Below are 17,615 nucleotides of genomic sequence, written 5' to 3' on the forward strand. Positions count from 1 at the left end.
ACATGCGCGAGATATCAACGGCGGACTGCAAACAGAAGCCGGGCGTGATTGCGCCAGTCGTCGACCTGAAACGTTGCGAAGGTAAGGGCGATTGTCTGGACGTTTGCCCCGAGAATGTGTTTGAAATTCGACGCATCGACGACGTCGATTATCTGAGCCTCGGTTTCATGCATCGTTTCAAGCTGCGTGTGCATGGAATGAAAGTCGCCTACACGCCGAACGCGGACGCCTGCCGGTCGTGCGGTCTCTGCGTGAGCGCATGTCCTGAACGCGCAATCAAGCTCGCCAGAACGGCATAACGTCCAACGTCTTTGCTGATGGCGTAACGACATCACCCGCTGCCTGATAAACCGGGCGGTGCCGGGCGCATCATCAACACTACCGATCTCGTCACGGAGCGCACATGACGTCGTCAAGCGCAGTTCTTTTGCGGCGGCTTCACGAACAGAGTCAGACAGAAGTGATAGCCCGCGCGCAGGCGCAGTTTGAAGGATCGAGCGAGGAATTCCTGACTCTCGCGGAGGAATACGACACGCTCGCACCTCGATTGCGCGGCCGCTTTCTCGAAACGCTCGGACTGTCTAGCGAAGATTTCGAGTCGTCGCAAGGCACTTCTTTATCGTTAGCCGTGTCAGCGAAAACGGGTAAGTTTCTGCACAACATGGTGCTTTCGCATCAACCGGCTCGAATCCTCGAACTCGGCAGTTCCTGCGGCGTGTCCACGCTGTATCTGGCCGAAGCCCTTCGCACGTTGGGCAGTGGAGTGGTGACAGCGACCGAAGCCGACGCGCTCAAGTGCGCGCAATTTCGGGCCAACGTCAAAGCGGCGAGCGTAGAGGCTTATGTTGACCTGTGGGAGCGCGACGCCTTCGAGACCGTTGCCCAGCTGGAAGGCACTTTCGATATGGTGTTCATCGACGTGTGGGCCAACACCTATCTGAATCTGTTCAAGCAAATTGAGCGGCTGCTGCGCCCTGGCTCTATCGTTCTCGCCGACAACATGTACACGGCCGAGAACGCCGTTCAGCCGTACAAGCGCTACCTTGACGACGATCCCCGTTTCTCGACAACGACACTGGACTTCGAATCAGGGCTCGAATTTACAGTCGTCGTTTCTTAAGCTGGCAAAGAGCGGGTTTCCGGGATGCCTCGAGCAGACATGTTCGGTGAGCGCAGCACGTCACTTGCGCGGCTCGATGGTGGCGAAGGCGAGCGCCGCTCCTGCGAACGCGCATGCGGCGGACACCAGCGCGACGGCGCGCAGCGCGTCAATAATGGCGTCGGCTTCCGCCTGCGCCGCGAGTGTCTGCGAGTGCGTAGGAGGGGCATCGGTGGCTACGGTATGGGCTTGCGCGTCCAACTGCAATAACGCGGTCTGGCGTGCATCATGAGGAACGTGCAGTTCGTCCAGGCGCGCCGACAGCGCTGCGTTATGCGACCACACGAACACAATGCCGAGTACCGCAACCGCCAGCAGGCTCGCCACGCGTGCGACCGCGTTGTTGATGCCCGAGGCGACGCCTGCGCGGTGGCCCGGCACTGAGGCCATCACGGTCGTCGTGAGTGGTGCGACCGTGATGGTCATGCCGAGCCCGAGCACGACGAGCGCGGGGAGGAATCCGGTCCAGAAGCTGCCGCGCACGAATGGCAGCGCAAGCATCGCAAAACCGATTCCGGCGATGCACGGGCCAGCGCTCAATAAGGCCCGCGAACCGAAGCGAGTCGTCAGACCGCCCGTCAAGCGCGACAACGAGCCGATGATCACGGGCACCGGCAGCAACGCTGCGCCCGCTTCGGTGGCGGTGTAGCCGTGTGCGCGGATCAGCGTGAACGGCAGGAAGAAAAATGCGCCGCCCAGACCGAAGTAGAGCAGTAGCGTGACGAGGTTCGCGCCGGTGAAATCGCGCGAGCGGAACACTTCGAGCGGCATCATCGGGTCATGGCTCTTCGCTTCGATCATCACGAATGCGGCCAGCACGAGCACGCCGACGCCGATTGCGCAAAGTACGATGGGATGCGCGAAGCCACGCGCCGACGCCTCGGTCAGGCCATAGGTGAGTGCGGCGAGCCCCGCTGCCGCGCTCAGCGCGCCAGGCCAGTCCAACTGTTGAGGCGCATCTGCCTTGTGGCTGTTCGGCACCGACAAAACAGCGAGCGCAATGGTTGCCGCTGCGAGCGGGACGTTGAGAAAGAAGATCGCGCGCCACGACAACGCGTCGACGAGCAAGCCGCCGGCCACTGGACCCAACGCGGACGTGATCGCGCCGACACCTGCCCACGTACCAATTGCCCGTCCGCGCTCTTCGCCGTCGAACACCGCGCCGATGATCGCGAGGCTGCTGGGCACGAAGAGCGCAGCGCCGATGCCCTGGACCGCACGCCCGGCGATCAGTGAGCCCGCGTTCGGCGCGAGCCCGCAAGCGGCCGACGCCAGCGTGAAGACTGCGATGCCAGCGATGAACACCGTGCGGCGGCCGAGCTTGTCGCCCATCGATCCGCCCACCAGTACGAGCGATCCCAGGAAGAGAAGGTAGGCATTGATGATCCACTGCATCGACGCGACGCTCGCGCGCAGCTCGCTCTGAATGGCGGGTAACGCGACGTTGACGACGGAGCCGTCGATAAACGCCATGCTCGAGCCGAGGATCGTCGCGGCGAGCGCAAGACGTTTGCGCCGGCACGGACTGTCGAGTGCAGTGGGCTGCGCGCGGATGATGAGTTCATCGCACGGGCTCGCTTGAGCAGCGACGCCGTGCGTGGGGTGTGGGTCGTTATCAAGAAGGTGCGGGTCGGCCATGCTCGCTCCAATGCTGGTCGATGGTGACTAGCATAGCAACTGGAGCGAAGTGGCGTGAAAACGTAGACCGTCGCCAAAACGTTCTCGCCGGCGAGCGCCAGTCTGCCGTACTAACGCCAGCCAAGCGCCGGGGCAACATGCGTCAGGATCGATTCGATGACGTGTGCGCAGTATTCCACGCCTAGCTGGTTTGGTACGGTCAGCAGTAGCGTGTCGGCTTCTGCGATCGCCTCGTCCGCTGCAAGTTGCTTCACGAGCGTTTCAGGCGGTGCCGCGTAGCTGCGCCCGAAAATCGTTCGGATGTTGTCGTCGAGCAGACCGACCGTGTCGTCGCTATTCGCATCGCGTCCGAAATACATCCGGTCGCGATCGTTTATCAGCGCGAAAATGCTGCGGCTGACCGACACGCGCGGTTCTCGCGTGTGTCCCGCTTCTTTCCACGCCTGCCGATACGCCCGGATCTGCTCGGCTTGCTGGACATGAAGAGGGCGGCCCGACTCATCGTTCTTTAGCGTCGAGCACTGCAGGTTCATGCCCATTCCGGCTGCCCAGACCGCCGTCGCATCTGAGCCCGAACCCCACCAGATCCGGTCGCGCAACCCCTCGGAGTGGGGCTCGACCCGAAGCAGTCCCGGCGGATTTGCAAACATCGGTCGCGGATTCGGTTCAGCAAAGCCCCCGCCGCGCAGCACCTCATAAAACACCTCGGTGTGGTGCCGCGCGAGATCGGCATGCGTCTCGCCCTCGCCGGGCGCGTAGCCGAAGTAACGCCACCCGTCGATCACCTGTTCGCCGGAGCCTCGACTGATGCCAAGTTGCAGTCGCCCGCCCGCGATCAGATCGGCCGCCCCGGCGTCCTCCGCCATGTAGAGCGGATTTTCATAACGCATGTCGATGACAGCGGTGCCGATCTCAATGCGGCTCGTTTTCGCACCGACCGCAGCCAGAAGCGGGAACGGCGACGCTAGCTGGCGCGCGAAATGATGCACCCGAAAAAACGCGCCGTCGGCCCCGAGCTCCTCAGCAGCGACAGCGAGCTCGATGGATTGCAGCAGGGCATCGGAGGCCGAACGCGCGAGTGAATGTCGCGATGGACTCCAATGGCCAAACGAGAGAAAGCCGATCTTTTTCATAACAGTCCTGCCAGCATGCGTAGGTGAGCGATAACGGCATCTTGCCCGAGTCGCGCGGATGTCGCTCGCTGCGGAGCCGAATATCGACGATTGCGCTCTCGGGTATTGCGTTGCTTATCGAGCTGCAAAGTCGGTGGACGCCGATGATGCCGATCAAGAGCGAGTCAGACGCTTGCCCTTGTCGAATCGCCTATTTGCCTGCACCGGTGGAAGGAACGCAAGTCAGCACGAGAATTCCTCCGTTATTCGCGGCGGAGCTCACTGTTGCTTGATGAGATTCTCCCGGCCCGCAAGACCATTCGGCAACGAAGTCGGCCTTACAGGCACTTCGATTACGAGAGGTCGCCGGCGAGAAAACCGGGTAGCGGCAGGTGTCGACAGCGTTACAGTGTAGAGCCAACGCACGAGTCGAGTTGCCATGATGAGCGCCACACTTGGCGCCATAGGTGCCAGATTCGATTCGGATAGTGTCAGCGAAACTGTTCACGCTCGCTGCGGAAAGACTCACAAGCGAAAGAAGCGTGCAGATTGCTCGGATCATGATTGCCTCCAGGCGTCACTGTTGCTCCGCGAAGACGGGCCGTCAGGTGAGCGATCGCCGGCGACGGCCTTCGTGCCGCAGGAGCATGTCGCCGAGCGCGCAATTCAAGTCTAGGCTGAAAATGGATTTTCGCGCTGGCAGGCACTGACACGCACTGGCTGCCTGAGGCTGGCTATTCGCGACCGTGCCTGGGCTCGCCGATGCAAACGCCTCGGCGAGACTCGTCGCAAGTGCGAACGCCGCTTAGTCCGTGCCGTACTTTGGCGAGCGCGGACCGTAGAGCAGGCCCGTCGGCGCTCCCGCGTGCAGCAGACGATAGCTCGTGATACCGGCAATATCGCGGCTCTTGTCTGTGAGCGAGTTCGCGATTTGCTTGACCGCAGCCATCACGAGCATGCCTATCAGGCCACCGCCACCGTTGTTACTGCCTTCTTCGCTGTTGGCCGTCGCGGCGCCTTGCCAGAGCACATCGCCGCTTTTCAGATCGACGAGTTTCGCCGACGCCGTCACCACCGTCGCGCTGGCCAGCACGCGATACTGCGTGCCGTATTGCGAGATCGTCGAGTACAGGACCGCATCCGCGCCGAAGATCTCTCGCAGCTTCGCCGGCGATGTCTGCTGGATATCACCCGCCGTCGTGACGCCGTTCTGCTTGAACGTTTCTTCCATCACGGCGACCGGGATCACGTAGTAGCCCGCCTCGGCGAGTGGCATCGTCATCTGCGAGAGCACGCTGTTCGACGCATTCACATCCGTCGTCGTGTTATCGGGCGGCAGCACGAGGATCGAGCGCGGATGCGCATGCTTGAACGCCGTGTAATCCATGTGCTTCGCGGGCTGCGCGCAAGCGGCGAGCAGCGCGAGCACGGACAGCGCCAGCGAGAGCTTGAGAGAAGAGATTCTGGACATATCGGTACGCTCGCTTATTGTTGTTTCGGCTTCTTCATAAGGAAGTCCATGTAGGTCGCCGCTTCCGGGAAGAGCTGCTTCTCGGCGTCGAATTCCTGCATGGCGTTCGTGTCGTTACCGACGTTCGCGTACAGCATGCCCAGTTGCGCATGGAAGCCGGGCGGCGGCGTGTTGCCCTTCGCGCTGATTTGCTGCCGCGCTTTTTCGAGCGCGTCGATCTGTTCCTGCGGGCCCTTTTCACCCTTCAGGTAGTCGTAGACGCCGGGCTGGTAGCCGGTCCATTGATAGAGCGTCGGCGTGGTGTTCGCGCAGCCCGCGAGCAGCAGCATCGCTGCCGTGACGGGCAGGCGAAGTCCCCGAAGCATGCCGGTGTATTTCATGAAAACCCCGTAGTAGTCGTTGTTTTATCGAGCAAGAAATGTGGACGGCGCGCGCTCAGCGAGCGGTGCGCAATGCGCCCGCGTCGACCTGTTCGGCCAGATGGTTGACGGCTTCCTGGATCGCGAGGTCGAGGACTTTGCCGTTGAGCGTCGAGTCGTAGCTCGCGGTGCCGCCAAATCCGATGATCTGGCGATTGGAGAGGCTGTACTCGCCCGCGCCTTGCGCCGAGGCGACGACTTCCGAAGTCGTGGTATCGACGACGTTGATGCTGACCTTCGCGTATGCGATCTGGTTCTTACCGCTGCCAAGAATGCCGAACAGTTGGTGATCGCCGACTTCCTTGCGGCCGAATTCGGTGACGTCGCCGGTGATGACGAAATTCGCGCCCTTGATCGCCTGCGCCTTCTTGGTGAAGCCGGCTTCCTGGCGGATTTCGTCGAGGTTGTCGCGGTCAAGCACGTTGAAACGGCCGCTCTGTTGCAGCGAAGTGATCAGAATGGTCTTGGCCTGACTACCGAGACGATCGACGCCGTCGGAGAAAATGCCACGCATATAGCTCGAGCGGTTGTCGAACTTCCCGACCGAGATTTGCACGGCCTTGCCGACGGGCGGGCGCTGCGCGCTGGCCACCGGCGCAACCGGGAGTGAACGCGACGACTCTGTCGCACAGCCGCCTAGTGCCGCAATCGCGGCGGCGGCGAGGACGACGCCACAAGTTTTTGACACTTCCATCGATTCTCCTTGGTGTTGGAACGGGAACATCAGTCAGCGTGCGCGCGGGGCGCACGAGCGAAAGCGGCAAGAGAATGGGGAGCAGCGAGATGTGTCGCTGCGCGGCGGCGGTGCGCTCGCGCAAGGCGCGAGTCGTCCGAGCCGCGCGTATGTGGATACGGCGAACGTGAAAGGTGCAGTGCGTCGCTGCACGCGTGGTTATTCCATCGGCGTTGCAAGTTTCTCGCTTCGGGCACGCGAGCGTGCGCGTCGAAGCTCCCCGGTTCTTATTGGCGTAACGTGTTTTCTAAACTTGTACTCAAGTTTCCACACGAATCTATCGGCGGGTTTACCGGAAACTTTAGGAAAGTTGCGATTTAATGCGCGACGCATTTTATCGACGCGCTTTTTAGTTTTATTGGATGCGATCAAAAGGGCGTGAGCCTGAGTTCGATGATCCAGGAAGTTGCCGTTCCTATGCTAGATGCCGGCAACGTCGGCAATCCGCCACATTGCTGACGAAGAACCAATCCGCTCCAATGTCGCTCCTCCTGCGACGCCACCCCACTATCCCCAAAAAACAAAAAGCCCCAGCAGCACACAGCCACCGGGGCCCCACCACACACAACGCTTCAACTCACCGATTAACCATCTTCGCCGGCACACTGATAGCCAGCAACCCGCCAACGATCATAAACGCCGCAAGCATATACATCCCCGAATCATTAGCGGCAGTCGCCTGCTTCAACCAGCCGACAGCATACGGACTCAGAAACCCCGCGAGATTACCAATCGAATTAATCATCGCGATCCCGGCAGCCGCACCCGTTCCGGCGAGAATCGCCGTAGGCAAACTCCAGAACAATGGCAACGTAGTGAGAATGCCCATGGTCGCGAGCGTGAGAGAAGCCATCGCAAGCAGCGTGTTCTGCGCCCACACGACCGACAGCACCAATCCAATCGCCCCGGCGAAAGCGGGCAACGCGATATGCCAGCGCCGTTCGCGCGTACGGTCCGCGCTGCGCGCAACGAACACCATCGCGACGACTGCCGCCGCGAAGGGAACCGCCGACAGCAGACCGATCGCGAACGCATCGGTCACGCCGGTCGCCTTGATGATAGTCGGCAGCCAGAAGCTCACGCCGTACAGACCCATCACGAACGAGAAGTAGGTGAAGCTCAGCATCAGCACGCGGCCACTCGTCAGCACCTGACGGATCGGCATGTCGTGCTTGGTGGCTTCCTCGGCGGAAACGTGGCGCTCGAGCAGTTCCTTTTCCTCTTTCGTGAGCCACTTTGCTTTCGCAATGCGGTCGTCGAGCGCAACGAACACCAATATGCCGACCAGTACCGACGGTATTCCTTCTAGCAGGAAAAGCCATTGCCAGCCGTGCCAGCCGTTCATGCCATTGAACGTCTTGAGGATATAGCCCGACACCGGCCCGCCGATCACACCCGATAGCGCGATAGCCGTCATGAACCACGTCGTCATCCGCCCGCGCCGGTGCGACGGATACCAGTAGGTGAGATACAGAATGATGCCGGGAAAGAAGCCGGCTTCGGCGACGCCGAGCAGAAAGCGCATCACATAGAACATGGTCGGCGTGGTGACGAACATGGTCAGCATGGAGATCACGCCCCACGAGACCATGATCCGCGCGATCCAAACTCGCGCGCCCACCTTGTGCAAGATCACATTGCTCGGAATCTCAAAGAAGAAATAGCCGACGAAGAAAATGCCGGCGCCAAAGCCATAAACCGCATCGCTCAAGCCGAGGTCGCTCGTCATTTGCAGCTTGGCGAAGCCGACGTTCACGCGGTCCAGATACGCGACCACGTAGCAGAGCATCAGCAGCGGCGCGAGCCGCCAGTTGACCTTGCGATAGGTCGCCTCTTCGAAAGTGGAAGGCGGCGCGCCCGCGCCGGGATGGTGGAGCGGATTTGCGGGACTAGCCATGGTGTCTCCTCTTTTCTTGTCGAATTGAAGTGCCGCGTCGATTGATTCTAGCCGTGCGGCGCGGCTCGCACGGCAATTAGATACCGGGGGAAAACACTAAGCCCGTCAAGCGCCGCGCGTGAACGCGGCTTGCTCAGGGCGTGTCTATGAGCGCCATGAGCGGCGCTGCGACGGCAAAGCTAGAACGCAAGCTCTACACGCAGCGCCCGCCGTCCACTTCAAGACACACGCCGGTGATGAACTCCGCTTCGTCCGAAGCCAGATAGAGCGCGGCGTTGGCGATATCTTGCGGCGTCGAGAAGCGCCCGAGCGGAATGCCGGCGAGAAAGCGCTGACGGTTCTCAGGCGTGTCTTCGACGCCCATGAACTCCGACAGCAGCGCCGTTTCGCCGATCACAGGATTCACGCAGTTCACGCGAATTCTGTCCGGGCCCAATTCCACGGCGAGCGATTTGCTCGCGATAATCACCGCGCCCTTGCTGCCGTTGTACCAGACGAGTCCGGGGCGCGGCCGCACGCCCGCGGTCGACGCAATGTTGATGAAGCTGCCGCCGCCTTGCTCGCGGAAATACGGCACGAACTCCTGCACGCTCCAGTAGATGCTTTTGACGTTCACCGCATACACGCGGTCGAACTCGGCTTCGGTGACTTCGAGTACAGGCTTGTTGCGATGCGTGGTGCCCGCGTTGTTGACGACTATCTGCACGCTGCCGAAGTCTTCGAGTGCCGCTTCACGCAGCTTTTGCCAGTCCTCGCGTTGCGCGACGTTGCCCGCGACGGCGATGGCCTTGCCACCGGCCAGCGCAATCTCACTCGCGACGCGCTCGGCGGCGGGACCGTTCAGATCGTTGACCACGACGTTCGCGCCTTCGCGCGCGTAGGTCTTCGCGATGCCTTCGCCGAAACCCGAGCCGCCACCCGTGACGATGGCCGTTTTACCTGTCAACCGCATAGTGTCTCCGCTGTTTGTTGTGAGTGGTGATGGATAAGCCCTGCTGCGAACTAGCCGTGCCGGATCGCAATTGTCTTTAGCGCCGTGAAGCCATACAGCGCCTCGAAACCCTTTTCGCGCCCGTGGCCCGAATGCTTGACGCCGCCGAACGGCAGTTCAACGCCGCCGCCCGCGCCGTAGTTGTTGATGAACACCTGGCCCGAGCGTAGACGCCGAGCGAGGCGCATTTGCCGCGCGCCGTCGCGTGTCCAGATGCCCGCGACCAGCCCATATTGCGTGCCGTTCGCGAGCGCGAGGGCTTCGTCTTCGTCGCTGAAGGACATCGCGGCGAGCACGGGTCCGAACACTTCGTCGCGCGCGAGACGGTGGCTCGCGGGCACATCGCGCAACAGCGTGGGCGCCTGATAGAAGCCGCTTTCCGGCGCTTCGGGAATCACTTCGCCATGGGCGGCCATCGGTATGCCGTCGTGTTGCGCGTCGGAGAGAAAGTCCCACACGCGCCGTTGCTGCTTCGCGTTAATAAGCGGCCCGCAGTCGAGATCCGCGTGCGAGGGGCCCACGCGCAGCGCGTTGAACGCGCCGCTCAGCCGGTCGAGCAAGGGTTCGTAAATCGCGCGGTCGATCAGCACGCGGCTGCCCGCCGAACACGTCTGCCCGGCGTTCTGCACGATCGCCGACACGAGTACGGGCAACGCGGCGTCGAGGTCCGCATCGGCAAAGACGAGTTGCGGGGACTTGCCGCCGAGTTCGAGCGTGACCGGCACGTGGTTTTCGGCGGCCATTTGTGTGACGAGCTTGCCGGTCTCGGGCGAGCCCGTGAACGAAATGTGATCGATGCCCGAATGACGTGCGAGCGCCGCTCCCGCTTCGTGTCCGTAACCGGTGACGATATTCAGCGCGCCTGCGGGCAGGCCCGCTTCGGCCGCCAGTTCGGCGACGCGCAGCACTGAAAGACACGCGTCTTCAGCCGGCTTGACGACGCATGCGTTGCCCACGGCAAGTGCCGCACCGACGCTGCGGCCGAAGATCTGCATTGGATAATTCCACGGCACGATGTGGCCGGTCACGCCGTGCGGCTCGCGGATCGTCATCACCGTATAGCCGGCCTGATAGGGCAGTGTTTCGCCATGCAGTTTGTCGGCCGCCCCGGCATAAAACTCGAAGTAGCGCACGAGCGCGGCGGAATCGGCGCGCGCCTGTTTGAGCGGCTTGCCGGTGTCGCGGGCTTCGAGTTGCGCCAGTTCTTCCTGGCGCGCGGCGACGAGCATCGACAGCCGGTACAGCACGCGTCCGCGTTCCGCCGCGCTTGCCGCGCCCCATGCGCCTTCGAACGCGCGGCGCGCGGCATGAACCGCGGCGTCGATATCCGCCGCGGTGCCCCGCGCAAGCTGCGTGAACGGCTGGCCGTCCGAGGGATCGAGCACGGCGATCGTCTCGCCGCCTGAAGCAGCGGACCATTCGCCGCCAATGAAGTGTCGGGCTTCTTCCATGCAGACTCCTTGAGATGTCGCGCAGCCGGCGTACGTTCAGCCACACGCCGAAGCGGACGCCGTTACGCGGTGTTCACAAACCAGAGGCACAATCGAGAGACGCCAGACGATTATCGCGCCGATCCGGCGGCGGATGCCATCGGCCGATTGGCTATAATGGCGCATTCCGCACTGTCCGGCCGCTGCGCTCCTACTCGAGGCAAGTTTTCCGATGCATGCCCTCGAGCCCACGCGCCGCATGCCGTGCTCCGAATTCCATCCTGACCAGAGAGCGCTCATGAGCTTCAATCACGTCCCCGCAGGCAAAGATCTTCCGCACGATTTCAACGTCATCATCGAAATCCCGGCGCAGAGCGATCCGGTGAAATACGAAGCCGACAAGGATCTGGGCCTTCTCGTCGTCGACCGTTTCATCGGCACCGGCATGCGCTATCCCGCCAACTACGGCTTCATTCCGCAAACGCTGTCGGGCGACGGCGACCCGGTCGACGTGCTGGTGATCACGCCGTTCCCGCTGCTGGCAGGCTCGGTGGTCCGCGCACGCGCGCTCGGCATGCTGCAAATGACCGACGAATCTGGCGTGGACGCAAAGCTGATCGCCGTCCCGCACGACAAGATCTGCCCGATGACTGCCGACCTGAAGTCGATCGACGACGTCCCGGCGTACCTGAAAGACCAGATCAAGCACTTCTTCGAGCAATACAAGGCGCTCGAGAAGGGTAAGTGGGTGAAGGTCGAAGGCTGGGCAGGCATCGAAGCCGCGCACAAGGAAATCAGCGAAGGCGTGGCGAACCACAAGAAGTAAGCGGCTCGACGCGCTGATCGGAAGAATCACTGCTTCGCCGATCCAGTCGCCTCATTCAAAAAACCGCGCGAGCCCGAAGGGGCCGCGCGGTTTTTTATTCGATGTGAGGATTGTGACGTCGCGCGTCGAAATGCCGGTATAGCCGCAGTGCATCCCGACGATGAACCGAAGCCATTTTTATATCTCGGTGTAAACCCTTATTATCTGTGGCTCGCGGTTGATTCGGCTCACTGCCGGGACGTCTGTGAACGCGCAGCAGCGAGCCCGCAACAAGCCCGCACCAAACCAGCAACAAGCCCGCTTTGGGAGCACACCGTCCGGATGATGAACCGCAAGTCCAACCTGGCATCTTCTTCGCCCCGATGGTCGAATCGGCTGTATGCGATCGCGACGGCGATCTATCGCAAGCGGCCGGTCTGGATGGTGTCGTTTTCCGCGAGCGAGGCGAGTCTCTCCGAAGGCTTGCGCGCCGCATGCGCGTCCACGGCGATGCTCGCGCTCGGCAATCTGTTGCACGATCCCATTTTCGCCTGGGCTGCGATCGGTGCGTTCTGGACGTGTCTCGCGGACGCCGCCGGTTCGAACCGCGCCCGCTTCGCCTCGATGATGGGCTTCGCGCTTCTCTCCACGCTGTGCGGTGGACTGACCGCTTTTGCGTCGGCAGAGGGAACGGCGTTTGCCGCGCTCGCGTTGCTTATTTTCACGAGCCTCGGCGCGTTCGGACGCATCTGGGGCGCTGCGACGTCGCAAGTGACGATTCTCGCCGCGACCGCTTGCGTCGTGATGGTCGATCGGCCCATGCGCGATGTGCGCGAAGGGCTTGCATTTCTCGGCGTCTATCTGATCGGCTGTCTGTTCGCGGTCGCGTTGAGCCTGACCGTCTGGCGCATCCATCCGTTCGGCGCGAGCCGTGCTTCACTGCGGACGGTGTATGTGCGGCTGGCGGACATCGCGCTCGACAGCGCGCGTCTGCTTCAGCAGCGCAGCACACCGCGCGAGTGGGCGACGCACGCCGCAAAATTCCGCGCGGATGCGCGCGCGGCGCTCGAACGCTCGCGCAAGGCGCTGGCCAGCGTGCCGGCGACGCGAACCGGCGCACGTGAGGCCTACGACACGCTGCTCGCGTTGCTGACCGAAGGCGAGGCGTTGTTCGCCTACCTGATCGCCGTCTCGGGTGCGTGCGAAAAAATGTCCGGCGATGAACGGCGCGCGAGGCGCGCCGCGCGTCTGCTCACGGGCATGGGCGAGACGCTTCGCAGCATCGGCGCACAGGCGAACGAAGGGCGGTGGGAGCTTCTCGCCGAGTTACAACTCCGTGTGCGGCGGCTCGCGGGGCGCCTCGAAAACGCGCTGATGGAGCCGGTGAAACTCAAATCGGACTTTGAACTCGTCGATTTCACGCCGGTGCAAGCGGCGCCGCCGCGCTTCGCGGACAGCGTCGCTGCAACGCTTGCGCGCGTCTGGGCGACGCTGAAGGCGAACCTGTCGCTCGAGTCCGTCGGTTTGCGTCACGCTGCGCGCGTCGGCGTGACGACGACCGCGGGCTTTCTCGTGATCCGCGCGCTCGGCTTGCCGTTCGGCTATTGGGCGACGATGGCGACGCTGCTGATTCTGCAGCCTTCGATCGCGGCGACCTGGCCGCGCAGTATCGAGCGCGCGGCGGGCAGCATCGTGGGCGGCGTGCTGGCCGCGGGCATCGGCTATGCGATTCATTCGCCGCTCGGCATTTCGCTCGCGGTATTTCCGCTCGTCATGGCGACCATGGCTTTGCGCCCCGTCAGCTATAGCCTGTTCGTGCTGTTCCTCACGCCGACCTTCGTGCTCGTGGCCGACTTCGCGACACCGGGCGCAAGTGAATTCGCATATGCGCTCACGCGGCTCGGCAACAATGTGCTCGGCTGCGTGCTGGCGCTTTTCGCTACGTTTTATCTGTGGCCGACGCGGGAGAAGAGCGACTACCGCACGTATCTGAGGGACGCGGTCCGCGCGAATCTCGCGTATCTGATCGCGGCGCTCGAATCGCCGCGTCGAAGCGAAAAAGACATGGAGCGTTTGCGCCGCGCGGCCGGCCTCGGCAGCAACAACGCGGAGGAAGCCATCGCACGGATTCGCCTTGAAAAACTGGAAGACTCGCTAGTCGATACCGTAACGCTGACGGTGTTGAGTCTGCTACGCAAGATGGCGGGCACGGCTACGCAGCTTAGGCTGAGTGCGAACCGGCGCGAGATGCAGGATAGCCACGACGAGCTTCGCATGTGGCTCGCGGCTGTGAACGCCGATATCGAGGCCGCGCTGAATCGAACGATTTTGCCGCTGCGGCACGACCTTCCGGCACGCGAGCGGCTGACGTCGCTCGAAGCCGATGCGGTAGGTGAGCTTGCGCTGATGCAGCGCTTACTCACCGAACGCATGCGCGAGGCGCGGGGCTGAGCAACCGCGCCGTCAGGCAGCGCCGTTTTCCTCGGTCGCCTCTTCGGCGTTGGTTGAATCGGGTTCCGCGACCGGCACCACCGACTCGAGCGTCCGTCCACCCGCTGCGAGCACGCGCTTTTCCGAGGGCGCAAGGCGCTTCACCCAATACTCGGCGCGCGAAGCACTGGAGCGGTCGGCCAGTTCGAACGATGCCAGCACGCGCACCGGCTTGCGCGAACGGGTGTAGCGCGCGCCCGCGCCGCTCACGTGTTTGTCGAAGCGGGCTTGCACGTCGGTTGCGATGCCGGTGTAGACGCTGCCGTCCGAGCATTCGAGCAGATAAAGAAACCACGCCATGGACGCGCTTCAGCCTTTGAACGGATTGTGTTCGCGCAGCTCGTCCACATACGCGTGGATGCTGTTCTTCTCATTGTCGAGGAAGTGGCCGACGGCATCGGCGAAAGCGGGATGCGCGAGCCAGTGCGCCGAGCGCGTGACCGTGGGCAAGAAGCCTCGGGCCATCTTGTGTTCGCCCTGGGCGCCGCCTTCAAATGCGCCGAGCTTTTCTTCGATGCAAAATTCGAGCGGCTGATAGTACGCGGTTTCGAAGTGCAGGCACGGCACGTGTTCGAGCGCGCCCCAGTAACGGCCATACAGCGTGCCGCCGGTTTTCGCGTCGCGCTGATAGACGACGAGCGAGCTCGCGATCGGCTTGCCTTCATATTCGGCGATCACGAGCAGCAGATTCTCCGGCATCGACGCGCCGATCATGCGGAAAAAGTCGAGGTTCAGATACGGAGTCGAAAAGTGCTCGCGATAAGTTTGCCGATAGCACTTGCTGAAGAAGCGCCAGTCGGCGTCCTGAATGTCTTCGCCGCGAATCCTGCGCATCGTGACGCCTGCCTCGTGTACTTTGCGGCGTTCCGCGCGGATGTTCTTGCGCTTCTTCTGTTCGAGCGTCGAGAGGAAATCGTCGAAGTCGCGGTAGCCGTCGTTGAGCCAGTGAAACTGCACGCCTTCGCGTTGCATCATGCCCATGTCGGCGAGCGCACCCGCTTCGGCTTCGGTCGGAAACAGCACGTGCAGCGAGGACACATCGGCCTGCTCGGCGAATGCCATCAGTGTGGCCGCGAGATGCCGCAGCGCGTGCGCGTCGGCGGACAGCAGCCGATTGCCTTGCACGGGCGTGAACGGCACGGCGCACAGAAGCTTCGGGTAGTAGGGCAAGCCGTTGCGCTTGTACGCGTCGGCCCAGGCCCAGTCGAACACGTACTCGCCATACGAGTGACCCTTCAGATAAACCGGCGCGGCCGCCGCGAGCTTGCCGGTCAGCGGGTCGGTCAGCGTGACGAATTGCGGCGCCCAGCCCGTGTCCGCGACCGCGCAACGGGTTGCGTGCAGCGCGCTTAGAAACTCGTGCCGCAGAAAAGGCGTGGGCTGCGGCTGCTGAGCGAGAAGGGCGTTCCATTCGGCCGCGTCCACCTCGGAGGGCGACGCCAGAATGCCCGTGCGATAATCAAAGCGTTCCTGATTCAACTTGTGTGACTGTCCCAATGAGCGACGCGGCGCGCGTTATACAACGTCAAGCACTGCGTCGTTCGTTTATCCGAGTTGGCCGTTCCGTCGAGCCCAAAACAAGCCGCTTTATTTGCAAAGCCCTCCGCAAGCCCTTCGCTTGCCCGTCGATCCTGCCATGAAGACACGAATCGCTCTCGCTCAAATCAATGTCACCGTCGGCGATTTCGCCGGCAACGTCGCGAAAATCGTCGCTGCCGCGCGTGACGCGCACAACGCCGGTGCGAAGCTGCTGGTCGCGCCGGAACTCGCGTTGTCCGGTTATCCGCCTGAAGATCTGCTGCTGCGCCCCGCGTTCTATACCGCGAGCGCTGCCGCATTGGCCGATCTCGCCGCGCAACTGAAGCCGTTCACCGGCCTGCACGTGATTGTCGGCCATCCGTTACGCGAGGTGGGCGACAGCGCGGCCCAGGGTCATGGTAATGCAAACGCGCCGATCCAGCGCGGCGTGCCGCCTGTCGACACGTTCAACGCGGCTTCGCTGCTTGTCGACGGCAAGGTAGCGGGCACCTATCGCAAGCAGGATCTGCCCAACACCGAGGTGTTCGACGAAAAGCGCTATTTCGCATCAGACGCGCAGCCGTTCGTGTTCGAGCTCGACGGCGTCAGGTACGGCGTGGTGATCTGCGAAGACGCGTGGCATGCGTCGGCCGCGCAAATGGCGAAGGCGGCGGGCGCGCAGGTGCTGCTGATTCCGAACGGTTCGCCGTTCCACCTGAACAAGGAAGCGGTGCGCTTCGACATTCTGCGGGCGCGGATTCGCGAGACCGGGCTGCCGATGGTCTACGTCAACATGGTCGGCGCGCAGGACGAACTCGTGTTCGATGGCGGCTCGTTCGTGCTCGACGCGCAGGGCGAGCTGGTCGCGAAGATGCCGCAGTTCGAGGAAGCGACCGCAATCGTCGAATTCGAAGCGGCCCGTCCGGTGCGCGGCGAAACCAACGGCGGCAACAGTGGCATCGCGCCGGAGCTTTCGCTCGAAGCGCAGGTTTATGCGGCGCTCGTGATGGGTGTGCGCGATTACGTCAACAAGAACGGCTTTCCGGGCGCGCTCATCGGTCTGTCGGGCGGTGTGGATTCGGCGCTGGTGCTGGCGGTCGCGTGCGACGCACTCGGCGCCGAGCGCGTGCGCGCAGTGATGATGCCGTCGCGCTACACGGCTGACATTTCGACCACTGACGCCGCGGAAATGGCACGCCGCGTCGGCGTGCGCTACGACGAAATTGCGATCGCGCCGATGTTCGACGCGTTCCGCAGCTCGCTCGCGCAAGAATTCGAGGGCCGGCCGGAAGATGCCACCGAAGAAAACATTCAGGCGCGTATTCGCGGCACGTTGTTGATGGCGCTGTCGAACAAGTTCGGCTCGATCGTGCTGACCACCGGCAACAAGAGCGAAATGGCGGTGGGTTATTGCACGCTTTACGGCGACATGGCCGGGGGCTTCGCGGTGATCAAGGACATCGCGAAGACGCTGGTCTATCGCCTGTGCCATTACCGCAACGAAGCCACGACGTTCGGCAAGCAGAATGTGATACCCGAGCGGATTCTGACGCGCGCGCCGTCCGCGGAATTGCGCGAGAACCAGACCGACCAAGACAGCTTGCCGCCCTATGACGTGCTCGATGCGATCATGCGCATGTATATGGAAGAGGACCGCGCGCTCGCGGAAATCATCGCCGCGGGTTACGCGGCCGAAGACGTGAAGCGCGTCACGCGGCTCATCAAGATCAACGAATATAAACGCCGACAGGCGCCGATCGGCATTCGCGTCACGCATCGCGCGTTCGGTCGCGACTGGCGTTATCCGATCACGTCGCGCTACACCGAACCGGTGGAGTGAGAGGCGCGGCGCTCGCGCCGAATTGCGCTAAAGGGCGGCGAGTCGCAGCGGCGCGCGTCGCTGGACTGCCGCAACGCATCCGGCGCGGCGTAGAATAAAAATCATCCATTTC

The 17,615-nt window shown here is 62.6% G+C and carries 15 protein-coding genes; 5 read left to right on the forward strand and 10 right to left on the reverse strand.

The window, feature by feature from the left end:
• Positions 1 to 2 precede the first annotated feature (2 nt).
• Together OH764_RS03870 and OH764_RS03875 are read left to right on the forward strand one after the other, a co-directional pair.
• Positions 3 to 299 (forward strand): 4Fe-4S dicluster domain-containing protein, encoded by a 297-nt coding sequence (locus OH764_RS03870; RefSeq protein ID WP_204520410.1) that lies wholly within the window; start codon positions 3 to 5, stop codon positions 297 to 299.
• 104 nt (positions 300 to 403) lie between these two features.
• Positions 404 to 1,120, forward strand: a complete 717-nt coding sequence (locus OH764_RS03875) for an O-methyltransferase (RefSeq protein ID WP_498848084.1) — start codon at positions 404 to 406, stop codon at positions 1,118 to 1,120.
• A gap of 60 nt (positions 1,121 to 1,180) precedes the next feature.
• Here OH764_RS03875 and OH764_RS03880 read toward each other — a convergent pair whose 3' ends face one another.
• From OH764_RS03880 to OH764_RS03915, 8 genes are all read right to left on the reverse strand, one after another.
• Positions 1,181 to 2,797 carry an MFS transporter gene (locus OH764_RS03880; protein WP_498848085.1) on the reverse strand — a complete coding sequence of 539 codons (1,617 nt, stop codon included), beginning with the start codon at positions 2,795 to 2,797 and terminating at the stop codon, positions 1,181 to 1,183.
• A 110-nt stretch (positions 2,798 to 2,907) separates the two neighbouring features.
• Entirely contained in the window at positions 2,908 to 3,930 is a 1,023-nt protein-coding gene (locus tag OH764_RS03885; protein ID WP_498848086.1) for an LLM class flavin-dependent oxidoreductase, read from the reverse strand.
• A 784-nt stretch (positions 3,931 to 4,714) separates the two neighbouring features.
• Positions 4,715 to 5,380 (reverse strand): DUF799 domain-containing protein, encoded by a 666-nt coding sequence (locus tag OH764_RS03890; RefSeq protein ID WP_498848087.1) that lies wholly within the window; start codon positions 5,378 to 5,380, stop codon positions 4,715 to 4,717.
• A gap of 14 nt (positions 5,381 to 5,394) precedes the next feature.
• Positions 5,395 to 5,745, reverse strand: coding sequence for a DUF4810 domain-containing protein (locus OH764_RS03895; RefSeq protein WP_498848749.1), 351 nt, complete (start codon positions 5,743 to 5,745; stop codon positions 5,395 to 5,397).
• A gap of 70 nt (positions 5,746 to 5,815) precedes the next feature.
• On the reverse strand, positions 5,816 to 6,493 hold the full coding sequence (locus tag OH764_RS03900; RefSeq protein WP_288823684.1) for a CsgG/HfaB family protein: 678 nt from the start codon (positions 6,491 to 6,493) through the stop codon (positions 5,816 to 5,818).
• A gap of 616 nt (positions 6,494 to 7,109) precedes the next feature.
• The gene (locus OH764_RS03905) at positions 7,110 to 8,429 is read right to left on the reverse strand and encodes an MFS transporter (RefSeq protein WP_498848088.1); all 1,320 of its coding nucleotides are present in this window, start codon (positions 8,427 to 8,429) and stop codon (positions 7,110 to 7,112) included.
• Positions 8,430 to 8,622: 193 nt separating this feature from the next.
• A complete protein-coding gene (locus OH764_RS03910; RefSeq protein WP_027775630.1) occupies positions 8,623 to 9,381 on the reverse strand; it encodes an SDR family oxidoreductase in 759 nt (252 codons plus the stop codon).
• A 50-nt stretch (positions 9,382 to 9,431) separates the two neighbouring features.
• Positions 9,432 to 10,871: an aldehyde dehydrogenase family protein gene (locus OH764_RS03915; RefSeq protein WP_498848089.1), complete on the reverse strand. Its 1,440-nt coding sequence runs from the start codon at positions 10,869 to 10,871 to the stop codon at positions 9,432 to 9,434.
• A gap of 277 nt (positions 10,872 to 11,148) precedes the next feature.
• Between OH764_RS03915 and ppa the strand changes: the two genes are divergently transcribed.
• Together ppa and OH764_RS03925 are read left to right on the forward strand one after the other, a co-directional pair.
• Positions 11,149 to 11,676: an inorganic diphosphatase gene (ppa, locus tag OH764_RS03920; protein ID WP_027775628.1), complete on the forward strand. Its 528-nt coding sequence runs from the start codon at positions 11,149 to 11,151 to the stop codon at positions 11,674 to 11,676.
• Between the two features lie 321 nt (positions 11,677 to 11,997).
• Complete coding sequence (locus OH764_RS03925) at positions 11,998 to 14,106, forward strand: FUSC family protein (RefSeq protein WP_498848090.1); 2,109 nt, start codon at positions 11,998 to 12,000, stop codon at positions 14,104 to 14,106.
• 12 nt (positions 14,107 to 14,118) lie between these two features.
• Here the strand turns inward: OH764_RS03925 and OH764_RS03930 are convergent, their stop codons facing one another.
• Both OH764_RS03930 and OH764_RS03935 read right to left on the reverse strand, forming a co-directional pair.
• Positions 14,119 to 14,445: a GIY-YIG nuclease family protein gene (locus OH764_RS03930; RefSeq protein ID WP_498848091.1), complete on the reverse strand. Its 327-nt coding sequence runs from the start codon at positions 14,443 to 14,445 to the stop codon at positions 14,119 to 14,121.
• A 9-nt stretch (positions 14,446 to 14,454) separates the two neighbouring features.
• On the reverse strand, positions 14,455 to 15,624 hold the full coding sequence (locus OH764_RS03935) for a GNAT family N-acetyltransferase (protein ID WP_027775625.1): 1,170 nt from the start codon (positions 15,622 to 15,624) through the stop codon (positions 14,455 to 14,457).
• Between the two features lie 157 nt (positions 15,625 to 15,781).
• On the opposite strand from OH764_RS03935, the gene OH764_RS03940 reads away from it, so the two are divergent.
• Positions 15,782 to 17,503 (forward strand): glutamine-dependent NAD(+) synthetase, encoded by a 1,722-nt coding sequence (locus OH764_RS03940; RefSeq protein WP_498848092.1) that lies wholly within the window; start codon positions 15,782 to 15,784, stop codon positions 17,501 to 17,503.
• Positions 17,504 to 17,615: the final 112 nt, after the last annotated feature.

Origin of the sequence: Burkholderia sp. M6-3, from assembly GCF_050858985.1 — a bacterium.
Taxonomy (GTDB): domain Bacteria; phylum Pseudomonadota; class Gammaproteobacteria; order Burkholderiales; family Burkholderiaceae; genus Paraburkholderia; species Paraburkholderia caledonica.